This is a genomic window from Parabacteroides sp. KHUB-02 (assembly GCF_056640955.1).
Map to the genome: position 1 here is coordinate 2567792 of NZ_JBWQEV010000001.1, position 24774 is coordinate 2592565.

Annotated in this window: 22 protein-coding genes and 1 pseudogene; 14 read left to right on the top strand and 9 right to left on the bottom strand. The window is 41.1% G+C overall.

Going from position 1 to position 24774, the window contains the following annotated elements:
- The first annotated feature begins 26 nt into the window (after positions 1 to 26).
- Positions 27 to 896, top strand: a complete 870-nt coding sequence (locus tag ACYIA1_RS11290; protein WP_480335288.1) for a nucleoside phosphorylase — start codon at positions 27 to 29, stop codon at positions 894 to 896.
- Positions 897 to 909: 13 nt separating this feature from the next.
- Complete coding sequence (gene rpiA / locus ACYIA1_RS11295; protein WP_005864338.1) at positions 910 to 1614, top strand: ribose 5-phosphate isomerase A; 705 nt, start codon at positions 910 to 912, stop codon at positions 1612 to 1614.
- Here rpiA and ACYIA1_RS11300 read toward each other — a convergent pair.
- Both ACYIA1_RS11300 and ACYIA1_RS11305 read right to left on the bottom strand, forming a co-directional pair.
- Positions 1604 to 2350 carry a nitroreductase family protein gene (locus ACYIA1_RS11300; RefSeq protein ID WP_005854358.1) on the bottom strand — a complete coding sequence of 249 codons (747 nt, stop codon included), beginning with the start codon at positions 2348 to 2350 and terminating at the stop codon, positions 1604 to 1606. The genes rpiA and ACYIA1_RS11300 overlap by 11 nt on opposite strands.
- A 21-nt stretch (positions 2351 to 2371) precedes the next feature.
- Positions 2372 to 3556 (bottom strand): ATP-binding protein, encoded by a 1185-nt coding sequence (locus ACYIA1_RS11305; protein WP_005854357.1) that lies wholly within the window; start codon positions 3554 to 3556, stop codon positions 2372 to 2374.
- Positions 3557 to 3633: 77 nt separating this feature from the next.
- On the opposite strand from ACYIA1_RS11305, the gene ACYIA1_RS11310 reads away from it, so the two are divergent.
- The 12 genes and pseudogenes from ACYIA1_RS11310 (at position 3634) to ACYIA1_RS11365 (ending at position 16239) form a co-directional block, all read left to right on the top strand.
- A complete protein-coding gene (locus tag ACYIA1_RS11310) occupies positions 3634 to 4752 on the top strand; it encodes a DUF362 domain-containing protein (protein ID WP_480335291.1) in 1119 nt (372 codons plus the stop codon).
- Positions 4753 to 4760: 8 nt separating this feature from the next.
- The gene (mnmE, locus tag ACYIA1_RS11315; protein WP_122379862.1) at positions 4761 to 6146 is read left to right on the top strand and encodes a tRNA uridine-5-carboxymethylaminomethyl(34) synthesis GTPase MnmE; all 1386 of its coding nucleotides are present in this window, start codon (positions 4761 to 4763) and stop codon (positions 6144 to 6146) included.
- A 272-nt stretch (positions 6147 to 6418) separates the two neighbouring features.
- Positions 6419 to 7297 carry a helix-turn-helix domain-containing protein gene (locus ACYIA1_RS11320; RefSeq protein WP_480335293.1) on the top strand — a complete coding sequence of 293 codons (879 nt, stop codon included), beginning with the start codon at positions 6419 to 6421 and terminating at the stop codon, positions 7295 to 7297.
- A 117-nt stretch (positions 7298 to 7414) separates the two neighbouring features.
- Positions 7415 to 8530, top strand: a complete 1116-nt coding sequence (locus ACYIA1_RS11325; RefSeq protein ID WP_113748688.1) for a tyrosine-type recombinase/integrase — start codon at positions 7415 to 7417, stop codon at positions 8528 to 8530.
- Between the two features lie 167 nt (positions 8531 to 8697).
- The gene (locus tag ACYIA1_RS11330) at positions 8698 to 9471 is read left to right on the top strand and encodes a hypothetical protein (protein WP_480335295.1); all 774 of its coding nucleotides are present in this window, start codon (positions 8698 to 8700) and stop codon (positions 9469 to 9471) included.
- 99 nt (positions 9472 to 9570) lie between these two features.
- Positions 9571 to 9945 carry a helix-turn-helix domain-containing protein gene (locus tag ACYIA1_RS11335; RefSeq protein ID WP_118154164.1) on the top strand — a complete coding sequence of 125 codons (375 nt, stop codon included), beginning with the start codon at positions 9571 to 9573 and terminating at the stop codon, positions 9943 to 9945.
- A 2-nt stretch (positions 9946 to 9947) separates the two neighbouring features.
- Positions 9948 to 11018 (top strand): AAA family ATPase, encoded by a 1071-nt coding sequence (locus ACYIA1_RS11340; RefSeq protein ID WP_480335297.1) that lies wholly within the window; start codon positions 9948 to 9950, stop codon positions 11016 to 11018.
- 312 nt (positions 11019 to 11330) lie between these two features.
- Entirely contained in the window at positions 11331 to 11750 is a 420-nt protein-coding gene (locus ACYIA1_RS11345) for a plasmid mobilization protein (protein ID WP_178069328.1), read from the top strand.
- A gap of 61 nt (positions 11751 to 11811) precedes the next feature.
- Positions 11812 to 12594: pseudogene (locus ACYIA1_RS11350) on the top strand (relaxase); the annotation flags it as partial.
- A 3-nt stretch (positions 12595 to 12597) separates the two neighbouring features.
- On the top strand, positions 12598 to 13125 hold the full coding sequence (locus ACYIA1_RS11355; protein WP_480335300.1) for a hypothetical protein: 528 nt from the start codon (positions 12598 to 12600) through the stop codon (positions 13123 to 13125).
- An 857-nt stretch (positions 13126 to 13982) separates the two neighbouring features.
- Positions 13983 to 14939 (top strand): site-specific tyrosine recombinase/integron integrase, encoded by a 957-nt coding sequence (gene xerA, locus ACYIA1_RS11360; protein ID WP_408732698.1) that lies wholly within the window; start codon positions 13983 to 13985, stop codon positions 14937 to 14939.
- A 76-nt stretch (positions 14940 to 15015) separates the two neighbouring features.
- On the top strand, positions 15016 to 16239 hold the full coding sequence (locus ACYIA1_RS11365; protein ID WP_220577598.1) for a restriction endonuclease subunit S: 1224 nt from the start codon (positions 15016 to 15018) through the stop codon (positions 16237 to 16239).
- Here the strand turns inward: ACYIA1_RS11365 and ACYIA1_RS11370 are convergent.
- The 7 genes from ACYIA1_RS11370 to ACYIA1_RS11400 form a co-directional block, all read right to left on the bottom strand.
- Positions 16163 to 16765: a restriction endonuclease subunit S gene (locus ACYIA1_RS11370; RefSeq protein ID WP_480335302.1), complete on the bottom strand. Its 603-nt coding sequence runs from the start codon at positions 16763 to 16765 to the stop codon at positions 16163 to 16165. The two genes, ACYIA1_RS11365 and ACYIA1_RS11370, sit on opposite strands and share 77 nt — an antisense overlap.
- 13 nt (positions 16766 to 16778) lie before the next feature.
- Complete coding sequence (locus ACYIA1_RS11375) at positions 16779 to 17555, bottom strand: abortive infection family protein (protein WP_250738399.1); 777 nt, start codon at positions 17553 to 17555, stop codon at positions 16779 to 16781.
- Positions 17556 to 17564: 9 nt separating this feature from the next.
- Positions 17565 to 18572 (bottom strand): virulence RhuM family protein, encoded by a 1008-nt coding sequence (locus ACYIA1_RS11380; RefSeq protein ID WP_220577196.1) that lies wholly within the window; start codon positions 18570 to 18572, stop codon positions 17565 to 17567.
- A gap of 3 nt (positions 18573 to 18575) precedes the next feature.
- Positions 18576 to 20228, bottom strand: a complete 1653-nt coding sequence (locus tag ACYIA1_RS11385; RefSeq protein ID WP_480335305.1) for an HsdM family class I SAM-dependent methyltransferase — start codon at positions 20226 to 20228, stop codon at positions 18576 to 18578.
- 5 nt (positions 20229 to 20233) lie between these two features.
- Entirely contained in the window at positions 20234 to 23464 is a 3231-nt protein-coding gene (locus ACYIA1_RS11390; RefSeq protein WP_480335307.1) for a type I restriction endonuclease subunit R, read from the bottom strand.
- Entirely contained in the window at positions 23457 to 23693 is a 237-nt protein-coding gene (locus ACYIA1_RS11395) for a helix-turn-helix transcriptional regulator (RefSeq protein WP_220577227.1), read from the bottom strand. The genes ACYIA1_RS11390 and ACYIA1_RS11395 overlap by 8 nt, the downstream gene beginning before the upstream one ends.
- A 150-nt stretch (positions 23694 to 23843) precedes the next feature.
- On the bottom strand, positions 23844 to 24629 hold the full coding sequence (locus tag ACYIA1_RS11400) for a restriction endonuclease (protein ID WP_480335309.1): 786 nt from the start codon (positions 24627 to 24629) through the stop codon (positions 23844 to 23846).
- Between the last annotated feature and the right edge of the window lie 145 nt (positions 24630 to 24774).

Genomic DNA, 24774 nt, shown 5'->3' on the forward strand with positions numbered 1-24774 from the left:
AAGTAAACTTAATTAGCTGATCGAATATGAGAACAATCCCCGCTTCAGAATTAGCGATCCATTCAGATGGTAGTGTTTTCCACCTGCATTTAAAACCAGAACAACTCGCGAATCGTGTGGTACTTGTTGGTGATCCCGCACGAGTTACAACCGTCGCTTCCTATTTTGAGTCTCAGGAATGTGAGGTTTCCAGCCGGGAGTTTCATACCATCACGGGCCAATACAAGGGAAAACGTATCACGGTTGTATCCCATGGCATCGGTACAGATAATATTGATATCGTATTAAATGAGTTGGACGCTCTCGCTAATATTGACTTCTCAACCCGTACGATCAAGCCGGAATTCAAGCAACTTTCCCTAGTTCGTATCGGGACTTCCGGAGGGTTACAGCCATTTGTCCCGATTGGGACTTACGTAGCTGCGGAGAAATCGATCGGATTCGATGGAGTCATTTATTTCTACGCAAATAGTAATTCCGTTCGTGACGCAGACTTGGAATCTGAATTAATAAAACAGCTTGATTGGCGGCTTAGCGGCATATGGCCTTATGTCGTATCGGCAGATCCATCGTTGATCGAGCAAATCACCCGTAATGATATTATCCGGGGAACGACTATCGCGGCCAATGGCTTCTACGGGCCGCAAGGGCGCGAGCTCCGATTGCCCTTGACTGATCCGGAATTGAACCGGAAAATAGAGGCTTTCGAGTACAACGGGCGAAAGATTACGAACTTCGAGATGGAGAGCTCCTCTTTAGCTGGTCTGGCCGCTCTCATGGGACACCGGGCAATGACCGTATGTTGTATTATCGCCGGACGTGTGGATAATCATATGAATACGGATTATAAAGGTTCTTTGGAGGAACTGATTGAAACTGTATTAGACCGTATATAATAATATCAAGACTATGAAGTGGGATCATTCACTAATCGATACGTTGGAATGGGGGAATCAGATCTCCCATAAGGAAGATAAAATAAAGATAGCGGACCTTATCGCATCTAAAGTCGAAAACGGACAAGTCATAGGTGTTGGCTCCGGTTCTACCTCCTATCTAGCGTTGATTCGCATAGCCGAACGTATCCGGACGGAACGTCTTTCCATCTTGGCGATCCCCACTTCATTAGAAATCCGGATGACTTGCGCCCAGCTAGGCATTCCGGTTACCAGCCTGTTTTCCCACAAGCCGGACTGGACCTTCGATGGGGCTGATGAAGTAGATTCCCACTTTAACTTGATCAAAGGGCGTGGAGGCGCCATGTTCAAGGAAAAGCTATTAATCAGCTCCAGTCCGCAGACCTATATACTGGTCGATCCTTCCAAGAAAGTGGAGAGGCTGGGAGCTAAATTCCCGATCCCGATAGAGATTTTCCCGGAAGCTCTCACCTATGTAGAGGACAGACTCCAGCGTTTGAATCCCGGTGAGATAAAACTTCGTATGGGGCAAGGTAAGGATGGACCGATCATTACCGAGAATGGCAATATGATCCTAGACGTATGGATGGACTATATCCCTGAAAATACAGAATCCACTCTCAAGTCGATTACGGGCGTACTCGAGAGTGGACTCTTTATGAACTATAAGGTAGAAGTATTAGGGCTTACTTCATGAATCCTTGTTGTTTCAATACCTTCAAGAGTACCTCGGAGAAATGTTCACTATTTTTCTTCGTATAGCGTACGTCCGTAAAGACCTGCGCCAGTGTTTCCTTATTATTCTCCCTTACAAACTGCTTATTCACCTCTAATGCCTCTTTCTCACTATACAAGGCATCGATGGAAGCCGGAGTAAAGTCCGTATAAGTCTCGTTTTGTACCACAGCCGCCAATGGTAAACGTTCAACTTGAGCGGGTATAGGCTCTGCCGGATAACCCACCGTAACCGTAACGATCGGGACAACCAGACGGGGAAGAGAAAGCGCCTCAATGATCTGGTCCGCATTATAAGCCGTCGTACCCAGATAGCAAATGCCTAAGCCTTTTTCCTCAGCGGCATTGCAGAAACTCTGGGCGAACAACATCGCATCTATCGTCGAAGCGATAAACGTTTGTAAATTATCGAATCCGGCCTCCGCTTTCCTGCACTCCGCCCATTTCACGAAACGGTTCGCATCCGCACAAAAAGTAAGTACCACCGGGGCTCCCGTAATCATTGGTTGGTTAAAATGAGCCGGAGCCAGTTTCTCCTTGTTCGCAGGGTCGCGGGTAACCACGACACTATACAATTGCATATTTCCTGTATTCGAGGCACGAGTAGCCACTTCCAATAATTCATTCAGCAAAGACTCCGGGATATCCTGATCCGTATATTTACGGATACTTCTTCTATTCTTCATGCATTCTAACATAGTAATCCTATTTTTAAATTCTCAATAACTAAATCCTAATATCCATGCCGGCATACGGTTAAACACGCTTTTCGGTAACCCGTAGATAGCCGCATAAGCGTCGGGTACGAAGCGGAGACGATCATATCCCCTTAAGGGATCACCTACGGCGAAGATATATTTACCGCCAATCAAGAAATCTCCGTTCTCCATGAATTCCACGTTCGCCACGGAACGCATCTGGCTTAAGAAATAGGTTTCACACATCAATTGCCGATTCTCCTTATCTCCGAAAAAAGAGATCAGCAAGTTGGTATCCCCCATAAAGACTTTCTGCTTGGCCGGAGTGGTTCCCAGTTGGTCTGCCGAGTAATAAATAAGCCTCACATCGTGAAAGAAACGCAACAGGCTATCGCTTTGCTGACGAAGCATATTTGTCTTACGGGTTACATCAATCGATTTCGGACGTAAAGGAGCCGACTCAGCCACCATCATAAAATATTTTTGAGCTCGTTCCAGATTACTCATCGAAATAGAAACCACCGAAGGCAAATCCCGGCAAATCTCTTTTCTCACTAATTCTTGCAGACGGAAATAATACATATCCGGGTCTTGCCAATAAAAAGGATAACATCCATGTTCCAGATAGTTCCGGTAAATCGGCACAATATTCATCTCCGCATTGATCTCCTTCACCAAATCATGATGGTTCGCTAAGATATCCTCCAACGGAATGGGATCTTTATCCAGAATGCTTTCGTAAGAAAGGAATTCACGGAACGACATCGGATGCATGGTATAAAAAGCAGCCTCATGCCTTAACCCGTTCCGCACCTCTGTCTGCGAGTACAAAGAAGTGGTAGCGAAAACAATCTTTAAGGCGGGGTTGGCATCCAATAAAGTTGAGACCTCTTCCATCCAGCCCGAATAGAAATGGATCTCATCCAAAAACAAATAATGCCCCCCGGCTTGCAGGAACTCCTTAACCGCATCGGTCAATGAATGTGTCTCAAACCAGAAATCATCCAGATTCACATACAGGGCTTCCCGTGAATCTTCAAATTTCAACTTAATATGCTGTAACAACAAGGTAGTCTTACCAACCCCTCGAGAGCCGAAGATGCCGATTAACCGATCCTCCCACTCTATCCGTGCATGCAAATAACGCAGGAATGTACAATTTATTCCTTTCAACAATAGCTGATGATTCCGCTGAAGCAAGTCCATATACAAATCTGTTTTACGCGAATATAAAAAATGTTCCGTGTTTTTCGTACCTTTGTCAACACTAAACCAATAAAAAGATGAATACATCCAAAGTCTACTTTACTAATTTACGCACGACCCCCAGCAGCAACCTGCTGGATAAGATGGAACGTCTGGTAAAACGTGCCGGTATCGCCAATATCGACTTCAAAAATCAATTTGTAGCCATTAAGATCCACTTTGGCGAACCGGGGAATTTGGCATACATTCGTCCTAATTACGCCGCTCGCTTGGTAAGCCTGTTACGTGAATTAGGCGCGAAACCGTTCCTTACCGATTGTAACACCTTATACTCGGGCCGCCGCTCCAACGCTGTCGATCATCTTCAAAGCGCCATGGAAAATGGGTTCAATCCCATGTCCGCCGGTTGCAACGTTATCATCGCTGATGGTGTGAAAGGTACGGACTACCGGGAAATCGAGATCGACGGGCAATATTGCAAGGCCCCGAAGATCGGTGCCGCTATCGCCGATGCCGATATCATCATTTCCATGAACCATTTCAAAGGTCACGAGCAAGCCGGTTTCGGCGGTGCGCTGAAAAACCTCGGGATGGGATGCGCCAGCGTAGGCGGTAAACTGGAATTACATTGCGCCTCACAACCCCGTATCGATACGGAGGCTTGCAAAGGCTGTAACATCTGTGTAAAGCACTGCGCTCACAATGCCATCCATTTGAATAACAACCGAAAAGCCGAAATTGATTACGAGCGTTGCGTCGGTTGCGGGCAATGTGTGGCTCTTTGCCAATACGACGGTGCCGTAATGGGCGAAGGTGATACTTCCGAGCGATTGAATTACAAGATAGACGAGTACACGAAAGCCGTATTAGCAGACAAGCCCCATTTCCATGTTAGTTTTATCATGAACGTATCTCCGGAATGCGATTGCTGGAATCATAACGATGCCGCCATCATCCCCGATTTGGGTATCGCCGCGTCTTTCGATCCGGTGGCCTTGGATAAGGCTTGCGCCGATATGGTTATCAACGCTCCTATCATCGGAGGTAATAAATTAGCCGAGACTCATCCTCACGAACACCTTGAGGGAGAGGATAAATTCCATTTGATTCATCCGGATACGAACTGGCAAGCCGGCCTACGTTATGCGGAAGAAATCGGACTGGGTTCTCAAGCGTATGAATTAATAACGGTTTAATAGACGGAATGAGTACAATTTGCGCTATATCTACAGCTCCGGGAGTAGGAGGAATCGCAGTGGTCCGTGTCTCCGGGCCGGATGCTTTCAAGATTTGTGATCGGATATTCCGACCGAAGAAGGCAGGTAAGAGTTTATCTACCCAAAAGGCTTATACCTTAACGTATGGTTCCATCGTCGGTAACAATGACGAAACCATAGATGAGGTGATCGCCGCTGTTTTCCGTGCCCCCCATTCTTTCACGGGGGAAGATACGGTGGAAATCACCTGCCACGGCTCGACGTATATCCAACAACAAATCCTGCAATCCCTTATCTCCAGCGGATGCCGTATAGCGCAACCGGGTGAATATACGCAACGTGCTTTCATGAATGGCAAGATGGACCTTAGCCAAGCGGAGGCCGTTGCGGATTTAATCGCCTCCACTTCGGCTGGCCAACATCGTTTGGCTCTAAGCCAGATGCGAGGTGGTTTCAGCAAGGAACTTGCCGAACTTCGGAACCAGCTGCTCCATTTCACCTCTCTCATGGAGCTGGAACTGGATTTCAGTGACCATGAGGAATTAGAGTTCGCTGATCGTAGCGAGCTTCGCACGCTTGCGGATCATATCGAACAGGTCATCTCCAAACTCGCCCAATCTTTCAGCGTAGGTAACGCTATCAAAAACGGTATTCCCGTCGCCATCATCGGTGAGACGAATGCCGGCAAATCTACTTTACTAAACGCCTTGTTGAACGAGGATAAAGCGATCGTCAGCGACATCCACGGAACGACCCGTGACGTTATCGAGGATACGATCAATATCAACGGCCAGCTCTTCCGTTTCATCGACACCGCCGGTATCCGTGAAACAAGCGATACGATCGAAGCTCTTGGTATTGAACGTAGTTTCAAGGCTCTAGACCAAGCGCAAATCGTCATCCTCATGTACGACTTAACCCGTGACCTCAAGGATTTCGAGGCTTTCTATCAAGAAATAGCTCCGAGATTAACGAATAAGTCTGTTATCTTAGCGATGAACAAATGCGATGTATTACCCGCATCCTCTCTCCCAACCTTCTCTTTCCCCACCGAAGGCTGGCATCAAATCGCTATTTCCGCCAAAGGCAAGCTGCATATCGCAGAGCTACAACAACTCCTCACGGAAGTCTCTTCCATCCCCACCCTCCACCAAAGCGACATCATCGTAACGAATGCCCGCCACTTCGAGGCACTTACGCATGCGCTGGAAGCTATACATAGGGTACAAGAAGGTTTGAACTCCAGCCTTTCCGGGGATTTCATCTCGCAAGATTTACGGGAGTGTATATTCCATTTATCGGATATCGTAGGAGAGGTTACGACGGATCAGGTGTTGGGGAATATATTTCGGCATTTTTGCATCGGCAAGTGATGGCTTGTAAACAGCCGTTACCAACTACAATCATTTAGAATAAAGTCGCTGTATTTCAGCGACTTTTCTATTTTAACACTTTCTAATCCTTATTTGGTAGTAACGGTTTTTATCCATATTTTTCTATCATATTTCTACCGTGACACAAATTGGGGTTTGTCCCCGATGTCACACTGAGGTAGTCTACAACATGTGTTGACAATGGTTTACATAAGTAGACAAAAAGCGAAATTAAAACTATATGGTTTCACTAAAAATATGGAGAAAACAACATGGAAGTAAAAAGAATTTGCCAATGGTGTGGTAAGCCATTCATTGCGAAGAAAACTACCACTAATTATTGTAGCCACCAATGTGCCAGTCAAGGCTACAAACATCGTATGAGAGAACGAAGACTCGAACTTCGTGAGTTACAGGATTTGATAGAAGTCAAAAGTAAACTTGACCATCAAGACTACTTTACTTTTGCACAAGCCGCACAGTTGATGGGCGTTTCTCGCCAATACATTTATAAACTCGTCAAAGAAGATAAGTTAAGAGCTTCAAGAATCAGTGCAAGGATGTCAATCATTCGCAGAGCCGATATTGAACTGATGCTCAAAACCCGCCCCTATGAACGAAGAAGAGTAAAAGACGATCTTGATATAACTGAGTACTACACTGCCGAGCAAATTTCCGAAAAGTACAAAGTATCGCAAAAATGGATTTGGGCATATACACGAGAGAACAATATCCCCAAAGTCCGTATTCGCCAGTTCAACTATTATAGCAAAAAACATATTGATGCTGCCTTTGCCAAATACGAGGTGGATTCCGACCTGACCGAATGGTACACCCCAGAAGAAATTCAGGAGAAGTACGGCATGACACGTGTCGCCATTCGTTCGCAAGTGTATAGGAACAATATCCCATCCAAGAAGGAACATGGGCAGATATTCTACTCGAAGCTCCACTTCGACCTCTCAAAGAGTTCAGAACAGGAAAGCAAAGCGGAATATTACACCGTCAAGGAGGCGATGGAGAAATTCAAACTCTCTCGTGACTCGGTTTACGGCATTCTGCAATTCCATCAGATCAATCGCGAGAAGAACGGACGGTTCGTCCGATTCCTAAAAGTAGAGTTTGACAGGGTTATGGGTGTTCACAAATAATCTAATTTGTCGCTATCCATTAATTATTCAAAAATTAATCTCTGCTGTATGCAATCTGCATGATTACATTACAGAGTTTTGCCAGCGAATTAATAATAACCATAAAAATATATTAGTATGCATGAATGTAAAACAGTAACGTTGAGAACACGTCCGTTAAAAGGTAGAATGATGTCTTTCTATTTAGATTATTATCCTGGGTATCGAGACAAAGAGACTATGAAAGTTATCCGTCATGAATCGCTTGGCATCTATGTCTATGCCAATCCGAGAAACAAACGGGAACAGAATTTCAACGAGGTAATGACCGAGAAAGCCGAAGCCATCCGTTGCCGCAGGTTCGAGTCAGTTGTCAATGAACGGTATGACTTCTTTGACAAGTACAAACTCAAGGCAGACTTCTTGGAGCATTATCGCAAACAACTCCGTAAGCATGACCAGAAATGGGAGTTTGTCTATCTGCATTTCAACAACTTCGTACATGGTAAATGTACTTTTGAAGAGATTGACATAGACCTTTGCAACAAGTTTCGGGAATATCTGCTCACGGCTAAAAAACTGAGACGTAACGGACGCATAACACGAAATTCCGCATCGGGATACTGGTCTACCTTCAGGGGATTCCTGAAAATACTCTACCGCAATGGAATGATAAAGACCAATGTCAATGATTTTTTGGATAAGATTGAAACGGAGGATGTAGTCAAGGAGTATCTGTCTGTAGATGAATTGTACAAGTTGGCTGAAACACCGTGCAAGAAGCCCATTCTAAAAATAGCATCGCTGTTTTCATGTATGACCAGTTTACGTATCAGTGATATTCTCGCACTATGCTGGGAAGATATTGTAGACTATTCAGCCGGAGGGAAATGCGTACATATCATTACACAAAAAAACAAAGCGGAAGATATCATTCCTATTAGTGAAGAAGCATTGGGATTGATAGGCTATAGTTCTGAAAAGAAAGGTTTGGTATTCAAGGGACTTATGCGTAGTTGGACGCAAATTCCGATGAAAGAGTGGATTCGTTCTGCCGGAATCACCAAAAATATAACCTTCCATTCCTATCGGAGAACATTTGCTACTCTGCAAGCGGCAGCAGGAACAGACATCCGTACCATACAGAGCATCATGGCGCACAAGAGTATCACCACCACTCAAAGGTATATCAAAGTCGTGGATGCCAACAAACGTGAAGCTAGCAAGAAGATTACCTTGACACGGAAGGACTAACAGCCACTTATCCCTATTTTTAAGCGGTTAGAGTATGATTTTTAGTCTGAAATCATACTCTAACCGTTATTTTTTACAAATATTGAGCGATTCGTCATCACTAATTATATATATCTGGAATATAGCACATAACTTTGCCATATAACCATTTCAAATACTTGCAGCAGATGACAAATAATACTCAAATTCGGACCAAGAGGATAAGTTTTATTCTTGCATTATTGGTAATTGCCTATGTGGCAGTAGACACTTATCTATTCACTTATCACAAAATTAATACCACAACAATAACGACTCCAGTTATAATAGGCCTTGTGGTTACAATTCTATTGTGCGGTCTACTGCAACGATTTTTCTACACATGGCTGACGAAGAATCCAATCAATTTTTCTTTTGACCAGCAATCTCCAACTATTACTGACTCTGGTTTCGAAATAAATACCGATTGTGCAGATGAAATTCAAACTATTGAACAGCCCAATAATTCAGTTATAGATAATTATGATACAATACGAGAGAACATCAAAAAGAAAGAAGCAGAAAAACAAGTAGAAGTCATGAATGCTATTCGTGAATATGTAACTATTAAAACCGCACCCTATCTGTCTAAAAAAGCTATTGCAATCCTCATTTCCAATATTGAGTATATGGCTTGTGATAGATCTGATTTATACAAGCCCATTCGCTCCAATATAGATAATCCGCTGAGATCACCGGGACTTCGCCATCTGGCATGGAATGTAGGTGAACGCTTAGGAGTATCATTGGCAAAAAGAGCCGTTTTTATCAAGTCTTCATTTCCTCACGAACTCGAAAATGCAACTCTTGAATATCTCAAACTTAATTTGCGGGATCAAGTTCCAAGTCAGATTCCTATTGACGTGCCCGATAAAGGCGATTATCGCTTCCATTTAGAAACAGATAATAGTAACTCAGACTAAAAAAACGCATGCAGACGAAATAATTAATCCGGTCTGTATTGTTCTGCAAGGTTTCATTGAGTTGGTTCGCAGCATATTAAACGATTAAAAGAGTATAATATGGGAAAAGACCAACTGACATTCAACGACCTGCCGACTGTGGTAGGCGAACTATGCGACAGAATCGCAAGCATGGAAAACCTGCTGACGGAAAAACTTTCCAAGCAGTACGAAACCAAAGAGAACACGCACGTCCCCATGACCGTACAGGAGGCTTGCAACTATCTTAAAATGCCGTTGTCAACCTTTTATTACAAGGTCAAAAAGGACGATATTCCGGTTATAAAACAAGGAAAACATCTCTACATCTATCGTGACGAACTGGACAGATGGCTGGAATCTTCCCGTAAGAATCCGGCTCCGCAAAGTTTCGAGGACGAGAATGAATCCTTGCTCGCATCCCATCGTCGTAAACCGAACCCGAAAAACTGGTAAAGATGGAGAAGGCGGACAATACGACTCCTTCATGTGAAGAATTGGCGGTTTATGTGGAGGAGTCAATCGTGAGCGTGACGAATACCTACGAGCAGTCGCCAGTGGTGCTGATGGTAGACGATGCTGTTATCGGCACATTGGGAAACTTCAGTGCGTCCATCGGAAAAGCCAAAAGCAAGAAAACCTTTAACGTATCGGCCATTGTCGCATCGGCATTGAGAAACAGCACCGTTCTTCATTATCGGTCTACTTTTCCCGATAATAAACGGAATATTCTGTACATTGACACGGAGCAAGGACGACATCATTGCCAGCAGATATTGAAACGAATCCTACGTTTGGCTGAATTGCCGGAAGACAAGAAGCCGGATAATCTGCTCATGCTGGCTCTGCGTAAGTTTTCCCCTAAACTACGTCTGGCGATAGTCGAACAAGCCATTGGCACAATACCGGATTTGGGATTGGTCATCATAGATGGCATTCGTGATTTCCTGTATGACATCAATTCTCCCGGTGAATCTACCGATATCATCTCCAAATTCATGCAATGGACGGACGACAGACAGATTCACATCCATACAGTACTTCATCAAAACAAAAATGATGAACATGCTCGTGGTCACATCGGCACTGAACTCAACAATAAAGCGGAAACCATCATGCAGATCGAGGTGGATAAAGAGGACAAGACTATAAGCGTGGTCGAAGCCGTGCATATCCGCGACCGTGAGTTTGAACCTTTCGCTTTCCGTATAAACGAAGAAGCTCTGCCCGAACTGGTAGAACCTTATCTGCACAAAGAAAAGAAGATCGGACGACCGACCAAAAAACCGTTTGATCCATACAAGGAAATTTCAGAGAATGTACATCGCGCAGCATTGGATGCCGCTTTTGCGAATGAAAACATCAGCAGTTACGATGAGTATCTGGAACGCTTGAAAGAGGGGTACGGATTGCAGAATGTAAAGCTCGGTCATAACAAGGCGGTCAAGGTAGCCACATTTCTCGGTAATAAACGAATGGTGATAAAAGAGGGGAAAGAATATAAGGTTAATACCGAATACCATTACTGAGTTCAACTTTACTTTACTGTAGGAGCGTATATATAAGAATAAAGCAAAGTAGTCAGGGGTTGCACACAAGGTATTCATTCTATCCCCCCTCTTTTAGATGAATATCTTAGTTTCTGGTTCAAATCCGTCTGCCGATTCTGTATGCACATCCAATATGGCGTGCCGGAAAGCATCAACAGGTATCTGTTGCAAGATATGCCAAGGTATAACCTCACTACGTTACGGTTGTACACTGGCACTCGCCTGCTCAGTTCCCTCGCCGGTGCGGTACTCGCAAGCTCGCACCTATTCACAATTATAACAATGATTCAAATGAAAAAAGATATTGAAAATACATCGAACTCCTCTAAAGAAACCAGAAACGTCTTCATCGGAGCGAAAGTCACTCCTACTCAGAAAGAGTATATAAAATCAATGGCTACCCAATGCGGTATGACCATAAGTGATTACCTATTGTCGTGTGCCTATAACTTCAAGCCCAAAGCGAGACTTACGAAAGAAGAAGCAGCCCTGTTGCAGAATCTGGACGATTGTCGGGCAGACCTCGTAAAATACACCTCCGCCCTACACGGAATGTCCACAAAGCAGCGCATGGCAATGTTCAATCAGATTCCGTTCATGGTCAACTGGCTCAAGGAGCTTGGCAATGTAGCCGAAAGTGTCTGCCAATTCCTGAATGCTGTAAAAGAGAAGAACAAAATTCCGTCCAACCTTAAATCCGAAGAAGAATGATTGCAAAAGCCAAAGCCATATCGCACGGCATCAACGACCTCCGTTACATTACCGGCGAATCACAGTAAATGGCAATATCAACAACGACCATAACATTCATCTTCGAGCGCAACGTGCCGCCGAGCGAGTGGCAAAGAAACGTGGCTGGACGACTGCGGCACAAATCCGGAATCGCAACATTCCACAAGTGAACCGTGACTGTATGGAGGTGTTGAAAGCAATGCCATCGTGGTCATGGGATGAGTACAAGAATGCTCTTGCCCGGAAAGGCTACGTCGTGCATGAACGAGAGGACAAGCAAGGTATTCTTCGTGGATATGCCCTCATTAATGGAAACACCAAATACAAGGCTTCCGAATTAGGAATCGGCAGGAACCTGATGGTCTCGAAACTTCCTGCAACATGGAAGAAACTGCACCATCAGCCAGCTACCTTCATTGATAATAATACCCCCAAAACCGTTCAACAGGTAGCGATACATAAGGTTGCTCCTATTGACTATACCCAATATCTCACATATAGTCAGGATATGATTTCCTATACCCTCAGCCATGAAGGTAAGGATTACAGATTCTATATCCCGGAAAAAGTACTTGACTGTTTCAATGACGAATTTGATTACAGGTTTATTGCCAACTGTCAGGAACTTACCGATATGGCAGTAGCTATATTTGTCGGACTGATAGATACCCCCAACGTAACAACCGGTGGAGGTGGTGGAGGCTCACAAAGCGACCTTCCGTTGAGAGACAAGGACGAAGACGATTTGCAATGGGCTCGCAGATGCGCTCGTGCCGCCAGCCGTTCGTTAGGGAAGAAACCTAAAACAGGATTAAAACGATAAGCTATGAGGGAGAAATTTGATTTCACAGCTGAAATGAATGAAGCTAAGACGGTAAAAAGCAATCCTCACAACGAATTTTTAGAGGAAGAAAACCGACTGCTTGATTTAAACGTAAAGGAACTGGCCAAACTGAATGACAATGTGCATGAGTTGCGAACGAAAGTTGAAAACCTGTCCGAATCCATCCAGAAGTGTGAACCATACATTTCAGACGAAATGCAGAACCTGGCTCTAAAATTCGGGGCTACCCTTCTCTGTAATTTTGTCGGCCAGATAGAGAACAAATGCAAAGAAGCCGAGCGGAGGATTAAGAAAGCTGCCAGCTTCATTCCCGTCCCGGCTACCGCATTCTATATTACCATTATAATACTGGTCGCCCTATCTTCTTTTTTCGTCTGCATGATAGTGACTAATGCAGAGATTTTGCATTCCGGATTGATTTGGAAGGCTATTACTGGTTGCATTCTTATGGCTGTTTTGGGGATTAGTATAGCGGTAACTATTCCTAAATTGCTTGACAAGTTAAAATAATAAGAAGGTAACACTCCGACGCAATCAGAGTGTTACCGACCTTTCTAACATTTTTTCTCTGTATAAGTATATCATTGACAACCACGATAATGTCGCTAAATGATAATTTAGAGGCGATGGCTAAGCAACTCTACGACTATTGGTTTGTGCAGTTTGATTTTCCCGATGAGAACGGACGGCCTTATAAGTCAAGTGGTGGAGCAATGGTGTGGAATGAAAAGTTGAAACGAGAGATTCCTAAGGGATGGGGAAACTGCACTTTGGAATATTATCTCATTATCAAAAATGGGCGTGACCATAAACATTTAGGCAATGGAATATACCCTGTATATGGAAGTGGTGGAGAAATGCGTAAGGTTGATAGTTACCTATATTTGGGAGAATCTATCCTGATGCCTCGTAAGGGGTCATTAAATAATATTATGTATGTTAATGATGCTTTTTGGTCTGTTGATACAATGTTCTATTCTGAGATGAAACAATCACATTGTGCAAAATACGTATTTTATTCAATTAAGGATATTGATTTTACACGATGGGATTCTGGGACAGGAGTACCGAGCATGACTTCATCTACATTGTATTCAATTTCATTGATAAAGCCTGATGTAGGTATCCTTGCAAAATTTGATGAAACAATAACACCGTTATTTCAAATGATTAAGAAAAATGAAATGCAGATAGTGGAACTTACTAAGCAGCGAAACGAACTTTTGCCTTTATTGATAAACGGTCAAGTATCGGTAAATTATCATTTAGCAGCTACACATATATCTTTTGCATATTATCTATATTATACACCAAAAACATGTGATATAGATATGAAAGCAATTTTAATCCAAGCCATTATAGATGGCATGAAACCCCATTTGTCAGGAGAGCAGCTACAAATGTTGGAAGATACGATAGTCGAAAAATTCAATGACTATGATGTTGTAATGCATGAAACAGAGGAGGAACTGCGCACAAAAGCTACTACGGATTTATTGCAATCCTTTCTATCAGCCAAGAAGATAGAGGGTTGTTCTGACAAAACATTGCACTACTATCAGTCCACAATCAATATGTTGTTCTTCTCTGTAAAAAAAGCGGCTCAAGAAATAACCACGAATGATATTCGATGCTACTTGTCCGAATATCAGGAAAAGCGCAAGGTCGGGCGAATGACCATTGACAACATGCGCAGAATCTTTTCATCTTTTTTCTCTTGGCTTGAGGATGAGGACTATATAACTAAAAGTCCGGTTCGTCGCATTCGTAAGGTACGCACTGAGACATTGGTAAAGGAAGTTCTAACAGATGAAAATATAGAAACACTTAGGGACAGCTGTCTTGAAATCAGGGATCTGGCAATGATAGATTTATTAGCCAGCACAGGCATACGTGTAGGCGAATTGGTAAATATTAATCGTGAAGACATTGATTTTCATGAAAGGCAATGTGTTGTATTTGGGAAAGGGAATAAAGAGCGAGAAGTTTACTTCAATGCTCGCACTAAAATACACTTACAGAATTACTTAAACAGCCGTACAGATTCCAATCCTGCTTTATTTGTCTCTTTAGCAAAGCCACACTCTCGCCTTACGATTAGTGGTGTGGAAGTTCGTCTTCGTTTGCTCGGTCGCAAAGTAAATATTGCAAAAGTTCATCCTCACAAATTCAGAAGAACATTGGCGACTTTAGCTATTGACAAAGGAATGCCTATTGAACAAGTGCAGAAACTACTTGGTCATGTCAAGATTGACACCACATTACACTATGCAATGGTAAATCAGACCAATGTCAAGCTGGCACACAGAAAATATATCGGTTAGCAACTCAATATAATCAGACAATATATTACCATATTATGCTCAAATTAAGCTATCTTTGCATTCCAAACAGAGCATAATGAAACTATCCGATATAGCAATATATGTAGACCAGAGAATTAGCAGTGATAGTATTTCTATAAATGAATACGTTACTACGGATTCACTTTTACAAAATAAACGAGGAAGAACAATTGCGCAGAATCTTCCTCCAATGAAGTGTAGCCTTACCCATTTTCTACCTGGAGATATATTAGTTGGCAATATTCGCCCCTATCTCCAAAAAATTTGGCTAGCTGATATAGAAGGTGGGTGTTCTACTGATGTCCTAGTTTTCAGAGCAAAACAAGGGCACTTTCCAACATTTCTATATTCTGTCCTACTCCAAGATAATTTTTTTGTCTATGCTATGAAGGGGGCAAAAGGAAGTAAAATGCCTCGTGGAGATAAAGAGCAAATTATGAGATATGAATTACCGATATCCACCCAAGAGAAGAATATCGGCAAACTGATAACTGATATATCCAATAAAATAGCTCTTAATTGTCAGATAAATGATAATTTAGAGGCGATGGCAAAGCAACTCTACGACTATTGGTTTGTGCAGTTCGATTTTCCTGATGAGAACGGACGGCCTTATAAGTCAAGTGGTGGTGAAATGGTCTATAATAAACGATTAAAGCGAGAAATCCCTATTGATTGGCAAGTCAAAAACTTAATAGACTTTGCTGAAATCAAGAATGGTGCAACTCCTTCAACTGCTGATGAAGCAAATTACGGAGGTGATATTGTGTGGATAACTCCAAAGGATTTATCAGACCAACAATCAAAATTCGTGTACCAAGGGGAGCGAAATATAACCAAACAAGGCTTTGATTCTTGCAGTACAAGTATGCTTCCAGTAAACTCTGTACTTATGTCAAGTCGTGCTCCAATTGGTCTTGTGTCTATCGCAAAACATAATGTCTGTACAAATCAAGGTTTCAAGAGCTTTATTCCCAAGAATATGGAAGATTCCATTTTTTTGTACTATTACATAAAACATCATATCAAGCAGATAGAACAATTAGGTTCTGGCACGACCTTCAAAGAAGTTTCAAGGGATGACCTTTGTAAATTTCCAATTCTTATTATTGAAGCAAAAGACGCTTATAAACAATGGATTGAATTACAAAATGGAATAGCAGATAAGCAGCTTATACTAAAAAAAGAAATCGCAGCACTTACTAAGCAGCGCGATGAGCTTCTTCCCTTGCTGATGAACGGTCAAGTATCGGTAAATTATCATTTATCTGACGATTAAGAGCAATCTTTCTATCTATTGATGAAAATATTGTCCCTATTCTTTCTTGTTCTTTGAGAGTAGGAAGTAGTACAGGAAAATCATTCAGAGCATCAATAGATAAAGCATATCGTTGACCACTTCCAGATGCGTTATTGGAAAAATATGTTCTAGCATAGTCTGTATGTAGCAATGCATTAAGATATTTCCCACTTAATTTATCTGGAGTCGGAATAACAAGAGCGTTATGATAGCCTAAAACGACATTATCAAAATTATCTGCTATATAAGTAGCAATACCTATATCATAACGTGTTTCACTATCTTTCGTTAAAGCTACTTGACCTCGTCGCAAATTAAATCTTTCAATCTCATTGGGGCGTGCCGTAGCTTCCATAAAATTGATTTCCATTTCAGATGTAATAGCCCAATTATAATACACATCTGTAAAATTGCACAATTTTATAGACAACTCCCCTTCTTTGCTTTTTTTATCTACACCGCTAATTTCAACTGTGGCGATATCGCCTAATTTATATTTCTGCATTTGCTTCTATTCATTAAAATGGTAAATCATCATCAGCGTTTATAACTATGGTCTTAGGTGGATATTTTTGTTTATAGAAATTTAGCAAAAATAATCCGACAGCAGACACTGAATTCACGATAAAATAAGCATAAAAAGGTTCTGATACTAAATAGTTTGAATCCGTTTTTCCATGAAATATTGTCTTGTCACTTCTCAAATCATCAATAGCTTTACAAGCATTCATCAAAGAACTGGAAAGTGTCTTTATTTCATTTGGAAGATTCACATCTGTGGTTAATTTAAAAGCCTTACATATACTTTTTATCAAATTTGAAAGAGTATCCTTTTCATTCCATGAGATATGAATTCTCGAATCTTTAAGTATCTCCTTAATAATACTCTCTAATGCAGAATTCGCAAGCCCTATCGCTAGACTTGGATCTGTTTCAACATTTCTGAAAGCTTTTTCAAAAGTCTGGCTAGCAGTTTCATAACTCGACTTTAGTTCATTTTTGAAAGTAGGTATACATGGTATATAGTCGGGAGTTTCCAGTCCTAAATCTATTGCAATCTTTAGCAGCAATTCTCCATCCATTGGATGAAGAGTTGCTAAAGCGTCTATAACATCTTGACCATCTTTTGATTTCTTCTTTATTATACTAAAATTTTCCCAATTTCCATACTCATCATATTCATGCCACTTTAGAATATACTGTTCGACATCAGCATATCCTCGATATATATCAAACAGTTTGTCATTAATAGACTTAACCAATGACATTTGATATTTGGGAGATATTTTTTCCATTACAGCTCTCTATCCATTCAACATAGCTCTGATTTCTTTGTCAAAGTCAGAATCTATCCGTTGAGTTTTATTAAAAATATCATATTCACCTTCAGCTTTTGCCTTAGCTTGCGATGCAGAGATACGTCCTTTGTCAGGAAGAATCCTATAGTCATTAAATGTCAGGAACTTATTGACACTGGCGGCAAACTGTTCCATCGTGAAAGTATTCTGTCGCTCAATTTGGTTTTCGATATAGTCGAAATATGAAGTGACAGCTCGTTCCAACTGGTGGATTTCTTTTTCCTGCAAATAATTCTTAGCTATTGACACATCCGATTTCAATATACGTCCATCAGGTGCATTCTTCCATGTGGTTAAGCCCATGTGATCTTTGGTATGATCTGACTTAGTATATATGATTTCCGCAGCCGTCTGTCCTGTAATAGCATAATGAAAGCGGTTTTGCACCATAGCATAGAACTCCTTTGTTGTGGGAGAAGTGCGATTATAGTCGATACTGCATTCAGCATAAATATCCGTAATTTGTTGCCAAATGCGGCGTTCGCTTGCACGGATGGAACGTACCCTTTCAAGCAACTCCCGGAAATAGTCTATGCCAAATACCGTTGTCCCTTGTTTTAGCCTGTCATCATCCAATACGAACCCTTTCCGGATATATTCATTGAGTATCTTGGTCGCCCATTGACGGAAACGTGTTGCCCTTGCAGAATTAACCCGATACCCAACGGCTATAATGGCATCAAGATGATAAAAATCAACCGAGGAAATCTGTGTCTTTCCCTCTATCGCCCCATGCCGAGTGGTTATTTCCATTTTGGAAACAACCACTTCTTTTATCAGCTCCCCTTCCTCAAAGATATTCTTCAGATGCTTGCTAATGGCTGGGACTCCAACTCCAAAGAGCTGCGCCATCGCTTTTTGCGTACTCCAGATAGTTTCATCTTTTATGACGACCTGTACCTTACCTTCTTCTTCAGGAAGATTATAAAGCAAAAATTGTATTTCATTCGTCATAGCTTATCTGATATTGGGATTAAAAGTCAAGCTATCAAGTTGTCTCATAATCTCTGTTTCCAAACGATGGCTTTCAGCAAACTGTTCCGTAAGCGTTCTTTTGTATTCTTCCATGCGAGAATTAAACTCCTCCTCGGTAATATCTACATAGTCAATCTTGATGTCGAAATACTGTCCGGCTGAAAGACTATACCCCTTCTCTTTGATGTCATCGTAAGTGACGGCAACCGAAAAATCCTCCACTGCCTCCTTATTCTGGAATGTACGGATAATCTGCTCGATTTCATCATCACTCAAGCGAACCTTTTTCAGACCATTGGCATCTTTATATTCCTCTCCAAGTTTGCTGGCATCAATAAGAATAACGCAGTCTGCTGTCGCCGATTTATCAAAGAACAGAACGCTCACATTCGTTCCGGTATTGGCAAATACATTACTTGGCATGGAAACACAGCCATATACAATTTTATCATCTACAATCTTTTGGAGAATATTCTTCTCTATTCCGGTTTTAGCTGTTATAAATCCTGTTGGGATAACGATAGCTCCTTTACCGGACTTTTTCAAAGAGTTGATAACGTGCTGAATGAAGCAAGTGTATATTGCCATCGATTCTTTTTTCTTTGCCGGCACTTTGGGCACACCAGCCCAAAAACGAGCAGGCATTGCAGCAATCTTTTCCCTTGTATCCGAAAAGTCCATTTTGAATGGAGGGTTGCTGACCACAAAGTCAAACTGGCGAAGTTGCTGTTTATCATCACTCTTATGATATGGATTGACCAATGTATCTCCTTGAATGGCATTATCAAGTGACGAGACCAAACCATTAAGCAACAGGTTCAACTTCAGCATTTTATTACTTCGCTGCGAAATATCTTGCGAAAAGATAGTACAACGGTCTTCGCCTATCTGATGACTGAGAGCCATTAAAAGTGTACCTGTACCTGCAGATGGATCATAGCATTCTATGCTATGCAAATCAGCGTTATCACCCACAAGCAATCGCGCCATAATAGTTGCGATGGCATGGGGCGTATAATATTCTGCATATTTACCGCCGCCAGCTGTATTGTAATCTTTAATCAGATACTCAAAGATGCTGGAAAAGAAATCATAGTTTTGAGCAAACGCTTCTTCAAATGAGAAGTTGACGAGTTTATCCACCAAAGCTCGCGCAAAGGGAGCACGTTGTGCACTGTCCGTCACAAATTGCGTCAACGGTTCAAAAAGCGGTATCTTGGTATTTGCCGTAGTCTGAGTGGAGAATACATCTGCATTTTTCTCGGCAATATCCGTCATTGTCGAGTCAAAGATAGTATCAAAGTCTCCTTTCCCCTGCTGATTCCAAAGATTGGCGATAAGGTGATAGGGCTCCAGCATCGGCACATCCGGAGAAATCGCACTCTGCAAAAGCAGTCGTTCATCATCTGATAAGGCTTCATAAGCCTTTTCCCATTTTACATCACTATTTAGTTTTTCGGCAATATTGCTCTTGGCATTCTTGATCTCATAGCCGAATTTATCATTCAAGAATTTATACAAAAATACCTGAGTGATGATCTTATACTCATTACCGTCATTACCCATTCCATAGGTTTGGCAAGTTGCTTTCAAGCTGTCTATAAGCTGGAGTGTATTTTCTTTAATTGCAGACATAATCGTTAAGCCACGCCATATGTGGCGTTATATTGATTGATATATTGTTGGGATATTCTCGACTGGATAAACTTGTAATCTTCCATTTCAGGCCTTATCTGAGGGAAATGATACAAACATCCATTGATAAGTGACATTACAGTACGATTGAAATAGGCATCCTTCTTCAAAATATCATTGCGGTCATATACTTTCGCATCGACATCTTCTTTAATGATATTCAGAATAGCCATGATTTCATCATCAAGGAATGAAAACATCGGTTTCTGGCCTTTTTCTTCCCTTTCTTTATTGACCTCGCGGATACGTTTGTGCACACGAGCAAATTTCTCATCGCCTTTATATTTTTTGAGCAGTGCCGTATTTCGCTTCTGAAGGTCTTGCAACCGTTTGATAATATCATCCAAAGCTTTGGTTTCCTCATTAAATTTGGCTATGGTATCTACAACAAAGCCATGCTCTTTAAACCTTGTCATAAAGGCTTCACGCAAGGAGATAAACTCCGGATCATCTTGGTCAAAGTTCTGAGTAAAAGAAGTAATGGTACGCTGCCATTTTTCTTTAAGTTCCACTCCACCAGCAATGAGACGCATTTCTTCCTGACCTATTTTTGAGAAGTTAAACTCAATGTCAAGCATAGCTTCATTGATTAGCATTTTGGTTTCTTCGCCTACGCTGAAAGCCTCCTTTTGATTGATGACATCGATGCGATGCTGAACTTCAGACAACAATTCTGGCAACTTCGTAATCTCCAATTTGGCAAATCTTTCCTTCATATCGTCATCGCCGAAAGTGCGTACGATATTGGCCATATTCTTAGCGGCTACCAATGCGTGTTTCAAATCAAGTAGCACTGCTTTATCCTCTTCAGTTGAGATTTCCGAAGAGAACTCTTCTGCATTGTCGTATGAATAGTCAAATAGACTCTGGCGGATTTTCTTCATCTGACTGATGATTTCCTCTTTATCTTCGATAACCTGAGTAAAAGTATCAGTCGCACTACCTTCTCCGGTTTCATCTACATCATTAAAGCGATTCAGTTCCTGCAGGTAAGCCTCGTTCGTTTCGTCAAAATTCCTTTTTATATCGGCAAAGTCTATCAAAAAGCCATAACGCATATCCTTATAAGGACGGTTTACACGTGTAATCGCCTGTAAAAGATTATGATCCTTCAGTTTTCGTCCAAAGTATAAGCGTTTCAAACGAGGAGCGTCAAATCCGGTAAGCAACATATTGAAGACTATAAGAATATCTATAGTCATATTCTTTTTAAAGTCTTTGACTATCTGTTTACGTGTCTCTTTATCTTCAGTGTCATGAAGAATTATACCGGCTTTAAGAGGTCTGTATTTAGAAGCATAATCAACTTCAGGCTCTCCGAGCACATATGAGCCATCCGACAATTTTATCTTTATTGGCTTAGGCTTATATTTATCCCACTCTTCTTGGAATACATCGTAAAGTCTTCTGGCTTGCTCACTGGTTTCACAAATAACCATACCTCCTAAGGAGTTGTCACCTTGAATCTTACGAAACTCTTTTAAATCCGTAATGATATAGCGAGCCAATTCATTTACATAATTCGGATGCTCAATGATTTCGGATTTCCTGACATCCTTTTTCTGTACCAGCGTTTCCAATTTATCATAAACGTCAGACAATCGCTCTTTGTATGACGTCTCTATATCTTCGCGAATGATTTTCAATGTATAACCATCAGCAATAGACTTATCGTAATAATAAGTGTGAAGATAATCTCCGAAGACCTTACAGGAAGCACGTTCTTCTTTAAGAAGAGGTGTTCCAGTCAAGGCAATTTTAACGGCATCCGTATCAGCCTCAAACAAATTGGCAAGAAAACATCCTCCGGGTTTATATCCTCTGTGCGCTTCATCAAGAATGAAAATACGTTGAAGATTGGTTGCATAGTCACTTATACGCACCTTTTCTTTGTCTTCAGCAAAACGCTGTATATTTACAACTGTTATTTCTGCTTGACCGCTAGTTCCTTGCTGCGCTTGATTATTACGGAATTGAGCCATCAATTCGGCTCTTGAATTGGCAGTGCTGACAACAAGTCCTCTTGCCTCAAACTCTTGTGTAGCCTGCTCCAACAAATCAAGGCGGTCAACTATAAAATAGAATTTTGCGACCTTATTCTGATGAGCATAGAAATCATTAAGAATATAAGCCAAATGATATGACAATGCTGTTTTTCCACTTCCTTGTGTATGCCAAACAACACCGGATTTCACGCCCTCTGACAACTTTTTTCTAATCGCTAACGATGCAAATAATTGCTGATAGCGCATGATGTGTTTCTGGTCGGTAGACTCTATTTTTCCATCAACTTCCCTCTCGGTTTTCACATATGCAATTCCATATCTTATAATATAAAGCAACCTTTCAGGAGAACACATTGAAGTCAATATCCTGTTGGTCGGAGTATTATAGCCAAGATTGGTTTGATATTCTGGGCTGGTATGAATCACTTGGCAGTTATAATCAGATAAAATTTTCTTTTCAATCTCCTTATCTATATCTTGATAAGGAAAATCCTGATGGAAAGAGGCTATTTTTTGACTTCCTATATTATCTTCTCTAAAGCAATTGAATGGAGAATACGAACGCGCACCAGTGCAATAAAATGCACCTTGTATCGGAACAATACCACCTAATGTATCATACTCCATATTATTGGAGAATATCATCAGTTGCGTGATATTGATAAAATGACGAAACTTTTTATTCGGGAATCGTTCTCTATTCATCCGGGCACTTTCAGCCACCATCCCGCCATGATTGTTGGGTTTCTTTACTTCTACAAAACAAAGAGGCAATCCGTTGACAAATAAAGTTATGTCCGGTCTAAACTCATCTTGCCCATTTTTACATGTAAACTCTGCTGTAAAGTGAAACGTATTATTGCTGATATTGTCAAAATCAATCAACTTTACAGGAGATACAGATTTCAAACGGTTGTAAAATCCCCTTCCAAGATCATCATCGTTAAGTTCTTTTCTTATATCTTTCAGAATTTGAAGATACTCTCCTTCATGTCCGGGATTCAATTTTTTGAACTGCAGCTCGAATACTTGTAGAAGAATATTTGTATCGCCATCATAAACAATACCATTCATATCCTCATGTATTTTACCGAAATATGAATATCCTAACCGGGTAAGATGCACCATTGCCGGCATCTGAACCCGTGTTGCTTCCGTAAATTTACTCATAACTGTGTACTGTTTGATGGCTTTCCACCCGATTACTAAGTAACAACTGCGTCACATCAACGCCAAGTAAATCTGCGACTTTATTCAGAGTATACAAATCTGGCTGCGTTGTATTGGTACACCACTTTGATATGGTAGTCGGATTTACACCCAATTGTTCAGCCAGCCATTTATTCGTCCGTTTACACTCAACCAGTACTACTTTTATTCGATTCAATTCTTTTCCCATTGCTATACAATTGCCTTTGAATGCAAATTTAATGATTTTATTTGGTTCTTCCTTCAATGGCTTTGTTTTTATAGCAACTTAACAATTAACCAAGAACAATATTGTACAAGGGAACTAAGTTCACTCTGATTTCAAGCATACAAAATTCTTTCAGAAAGGCTCTTTAGTTATATGTTTAATCTCCCCTGTTATTGCATCCTTCAAAATAGCTTTTATAAATTCGCCTGCATCCAATGCTACAATTTTTGTTTGATGACTTTCTTCTTCTTCAAATTTTACTTCTTTGATTTTGACTGCACCCCAAATGGTATCAAGAAAAGCATCTTGAAATTTAAATATGTGGCAACAACCATGTTTAAAATCTTGAGGGAGGCTGCTTTGAAGATTATTCAAAGAAGATATTACTTGCCCGCTTGAGTCTCTTATCAAATCATCTTTAGTTTGCAATGGTATATGAGTAGCATTGCTCCATCGAGTTGAACGTTCGAAATCACTCATAATATCTAAACGTTTTTTATAATTGGTAAAATCATAGCCATTATCTTTTGCCCAGTCCTCATCGATAAGAAATAGACTGTGTCTTACAGACATATGAGTGCAAAATTCAATTTCTGCAATAATTCCTTCTCCAGATTTTGGCGACCTCAATTCTTTTAAGCTGATTCCATAATGCTTAGCATATTCTTTAGCACCTTTTTGATAACCTTCTTTTGTCACCATAATACCGGAAACATTATTCAAGTCCGATAATACACCGTAAAAATCTCGGATTTTTCCTACTGGGATAAGTTGTTTGTAATTTTTACATTCGATAGCAACTTTATGCCTAAGTCCAGCTATTTCATATAAATCCCGCAAAACGAAACGTGATGGTTGTGAAAAACGAAATGCGTTTATTGAAACAAAAACGAAATGTGCTTCAAATTTAATCCGCAAAGTAACCGCCTATTTGCAAAATCAAAGCAAAACACCTTCTTTATACATAAAAATAAACGGCATTCAAATGGACTTCTAACCCTATTTGAATACCGTTTTTTATTGCCGGCTGTGGTAAAAAAGCGTCTACTAAAGTTGTTTATTC

Coding starts and splice junctions, on each gene's coding strand:
- xerA (WP_408732698.1), top strand. CDS start 13,983: ATGAAACCCCATTTGTCAGGAGAGCAGCTACAAATGTTGGAAGATACG.
- ACYIA1_RS11310 (WP_480335291.1), top strand. CDS start 3,634: ATGAATACATCCAAAGTCTACTTTACTAATTTACGCACGACCCCCAGC.
- ACYIA1_RS11365 (WP_220577598.1), top strand. CDS start 15,016: ATGAAACTATCCGATATAGCAATATATGTAGACCAGAGAATTAGCAGT.
- ACYIA1_RS11320 (WP_480335293.1), top strand. CDS start 6,419: ATGGAAGTAAAAAGAATTTGCCAATGGTGTGGTAAGCCATTCATTGCG.
- ACYIA1_RS11300 (WP_005854358.1), bottom strand. CDS start 2,350: ATGTTAGAATGCATGAAGAATAGAAGAAGTATCCGTAAATATACGGAT.
- ACYIA1_RS11390 (WP_480335307.1), bottom strand. CDS start 23,464: ATGAGTAAATTTACGGAAGCAACACGGGTTCAGATGCCGGCAATGGTG.
- ACYIA1_RS11335 (WP_118154164.1), top strand. CDS start 9,571: ATGGGAAAAGACCAACTGACATTCAACGACCTGCCGACTGTGGTAGGC.
- ACYIA1_RS11325 (WP_113748688.1), top strand. CDS start 7,415: ATGCATGAATGTAAAACAGTAACGTTGAGAACACGTCCGTTAAAAGGT.
- ACYIA1_RS11330 (WP_480335295.1), top strand. CDS start 8,698: ATGACAAATAATACTCAAATTCGGACCAAGAGGATAAGTTTTATTCTT.
- ACYIA1_RS11375 (WP_250738399.1), bottom strand. CDS start 17,555: ATGGAAAAAATATCTCCCAAATATCAAATGTCATTGGTTAAGTCTATT.
- ACYIA1_RS11340 (WP_480335297.1), top strand. CDS start 9,948: ATGGAGAAGGCGGACAATACGACTCCTTCATGTGAAGAATTGGCGGTT.
- mnmE (WP_122379862.1), top strand. CDS start 4,761: ATGAGTACAATTTGCGCTATATCTACAGCTCCGGGAGTAGGAGGAATC.
- ACYIA1_RS11385 (WP_480335305.1), bottom strand. CDS start 20,228: ATGTCTGCAATTAAAGAAAATACACTCCAGCTTATAGACAGCTTGAAA.
- ACYIA1_RS11305 (WP_005854357.1), bottom strand. CDS start 3,556: ATGGACTTGCTTCAGCGGAATCATCAGCTATTGTTGAAAGGAATAAAT.
- rpiA (WP_005864338.1), top strand. CDS start 910: ATGAAGTGGGATCATTCACTAATCGATACGTTGGAATGGGGGAATCAG.
- ACYIA1_RS11345 (WP_178069328.1), top strand. CDS start 11,331: ATGAAAAAAGATATTGAAAATACATCGAACTCCTCTAAAGAAACCAGA.
- ACYIA1_RS11370 (WP_480335302.1), bottom strand. CDS start 16,765: ATGCAGAAATATAAATTAGGCGATATCGCCACAGTTGAAATTAGCGGT.
- ACYIA1_RS11355 (WP_480335300.1), top strand. CDS start 12,598: ATGAGGGAGAAATTTGATTTCACAGCTGAAATGAATGAAGCTAAGACG.
- ACYIA1_RS11380 (WP_220577196.1), bottom strand. CDS start 18,572: ATGACGAATGAAATACAATTTTTGCTTTATAATCTTCCTGAAGAAGAA.
- ACYIA1_RS11395 (WP_220577227.1), bottom strand. CDS start 23,693: ATGGGAAAAGAATTGAATCGAATAAAAGTAGTACTGGTTGAGTGTAAA.
- ACYIA1_RS11290 (WP_480335288.1), top strand. CDS start 27: ATGAGAACAATCCCCGCTTCAGAATTAGCGATCCATTCAGATGGTAGT.